This is a genomic window from Nocardioides malaquae (genome assembly GCF_015070385.1).
Lineage (GTDB): Bacteria > Actinomycetota > Actinomycetes > Propionibacteriales > Nocardioidaceae > Nocardioides > Nocardioides malaquae.
In genome coordinates this window covers 1-2294 of record NZ_JADCSA010000029.1, presented here as the reverse complement: position 1 = coordinate 2294, position 2294 = coordinate 1, and the positions used below count along the sequence as shown (strand labels likewise).

Below are 2294 nucleotides of genomic sequence, written 5' to 3'. Positions count from 1 at the left end.
AAGGTAGAGCTGATGCGGCCCCGCCAGGCCATCGCCCGCAACACCGTGGAGGCGCTGCAGTCGGGCATGGTCTTCGGGGTGGCTGCCCAGGTCGACGGACTGGTCGCCCGGATGGTGGCGGAGCTCGGGGTGGACCCCGACGAGGTCCGCGTCGTCGCCACGGGCCACCTCGCCCCCCTGCTGCTCGACGAGGTCGACTGCTTCACCGACCACGAGCCCTGGCTGACCCTGCAGGGGCTCCGGCTGGTCTTCGACCGCAACTGTTGAGATGGCCCGTCCGAGCCATTGCCGTCGGACTCGCCCGGCGACATACTGAGCGCGCGCTGGCGGGGGCCATCGCATGAGCGATGGGGGAGACGCCATGACGGTGCGAACGACCGTACGAGCGAGGGTGCGCCGGAGCGCGGCCCTGACGGCAGGCCTGCTGCTGGCCGGCACGATGGTGACGGTGGCCGGGGCCGCAACGACGTCCGCGGCCGACGGCCCGGTGCCGGTGCCGTCACCGACCGGTCCGTCGTTGCGCACGATGGTCGACCCGGCGCTGAGCGCCGACGGCCGTCTGATGGCCTTCGGAGGTCGCGCGGGACAGACGAGCGGCCTCTACCTGCACGACCGTGCCACGTCCTCGACCGTTCGGCTCCCGACCACCGTCGACGGCGAGGCGATCGAGGGCCACGTCCGCCAGGTCGCGGTGAACGCCGACGCCACCCGCATCGTCTTCGTCGCCGGTCAGTCGCCCGACGACGACCTCGTCGACCCCACCTCCCAGGTGTGGCTGCACGACCGCGTCACGGGCACGACCCGTCTGGTCTCCGCCACGGCCGCTGGCCGACCCGGCAACGCCGGCTCCGACCAGCCGAGCATCAGTGCCGACGGCCGGGTGGTCGCCTTCCGCACCCACGCCACCGACCTGGTCGCCGGCACCGCCGGCGAGGGCGGCGACGTGGTGGCGCGCGAGCTCGGTGGACCGGTGGAGCTGCTCTCCGGAGCCACCGCTCCCGGCCGCTTCGACCCGCACGGTGCCTGGGGCCCGAGCCTGAGCGCAGACGGTCGCCACGTCGCCTTCGTGAGCACCCAGACCCTGGCTCCGCGTGAGAGCGTCGGGCAGCCCGACGCATGGGTCGTCGACCGCGCGAGTGGTGACGTACGCCTGGCCTCGGTGCCGCTGGACGGCGTCGCCGGACCGGTCAGCGAGGTGTCGATCAGCGGCGACGGTGGCCGGGTGGCGCTCAGCCGGGTGACCGCCCAGTTCCGGTTCTTCAACCGCGTCGGCATCGCGGTGCACGACCTCGGTTCCGGTGAGGTGGTCGCCGCCGACGTCGAGGCGCCCGACAACGGTGGGGTCCTCGACCACCCCCGGCTGAGCTCCGACGGTCGGCACGTGCTCTTCCTCGACCTGACGGGCAGCGCGTGGGTCCGCGACGTCGACCTCGCGCAGACCCGACCGGTCCCGCTGCCCGCCCTGGCGGAGGGCTCGCTCCTCACCGACGTCGCGCTCAGCGCCGACGCCCGGGTCGTGGCGCTCGGCGTCGCGGGGGAGCAGGAGGCCTCGGGCCAGCCGCGGCCCTCGCAGCTGTGGAGCGTCGACCTGGGTCCGGCGCCCACCTCGGCGACCGAGGGTCCGACCCCGGGCGACGCGCCGTCGATCACCCGCACCCAGCGCAAGCTCTCCGCCCCGGGCTACGAGCTCGAGGTGCAGGCCGGTGGCTGGGAGCCGGTGCTGGGGGGTCGGGTGACCCACCAGTGGCTGCGCAACGGCAGGCCGATCCGCGGTGCGACCGGACGCAAGTACGTGCTGGTCCGCGCCGACATGGGGGCAACCATCCGGGTCCGTGAGAATCTCACGGTGCCGGGTCTCCCGGTGAGCAGCTCACGCTCCGCCGCCTTCGCGGCCGAGCCGTCGGGAACCTACGTCCGGGTCCGCGTGCCGCGTCGTCTGCGCGCCGGCAAGCCCTTCCGGGTGCGCGTCAGCGTGCGGCACTACGAGGGCAACCGTCCCCAGGGCCGCCTGCGGCTCAGCGTCGCCGGCCACGTGCGTACGGTCCGGGTGGACCGCGACGGTCGTGTGGCGGTGCGGATGCCCGGACTCGCAGCGGGTGTGCGGGTGCTGAAGGTGCGCCACCTCGGCACGCGGTTCGTGCTCGGTGGTGGGACGGTCGAGAAGTCCCTCGCCGTCGGGCGCTGACCCGCGTTTCCGCGCACCCGGCCGCAATTCGTCGAGGGTGGCCACCACCGCGACCGGATCGCGCACGCCGGCGGCGACGCCACGGGCGCGGAGATCCAGCGGGCGCTGA

Annotated in this window: 2 protein-coding genes; both read left to right on the top strand. The window is 74.1% G+C overall.

What is annotated here, in order from left to right:
- A partial coding sequence (locus IEQ44_RS15485; protein WP_193639380.1) for a type III pantothenate kinase occupies positions 1 to 267 on the top strand: 267 nt, incomplete at its 5' end.
- 73 nt (positions 268 to 340) lie between these two features.
- Positions 341 to 2185 carry a TolB-like translocation protein gene (locus IEQ44_RS15480; protein ID WP_227487599.1) on the top strand — a complete coding sequence of 615 codons (1845 nt, stop codon included), beginning with the start codon at positions 341 to 343 and terminating at the stop codon, positions 2183 to 2185.
- Positions 2186 to 2294 lie beyond the last annotated feature (109 nt).

Bases quoted from the DNA above. Each gene is read 5' to 3' on its own strand.
- IEQ44_RS15480 (WP_227487599.1), top strand. From the start codon at position 341: ATGAGCGATGGGGGAGACGCCATGACGGTGCGAACGACCGTACGAGCG.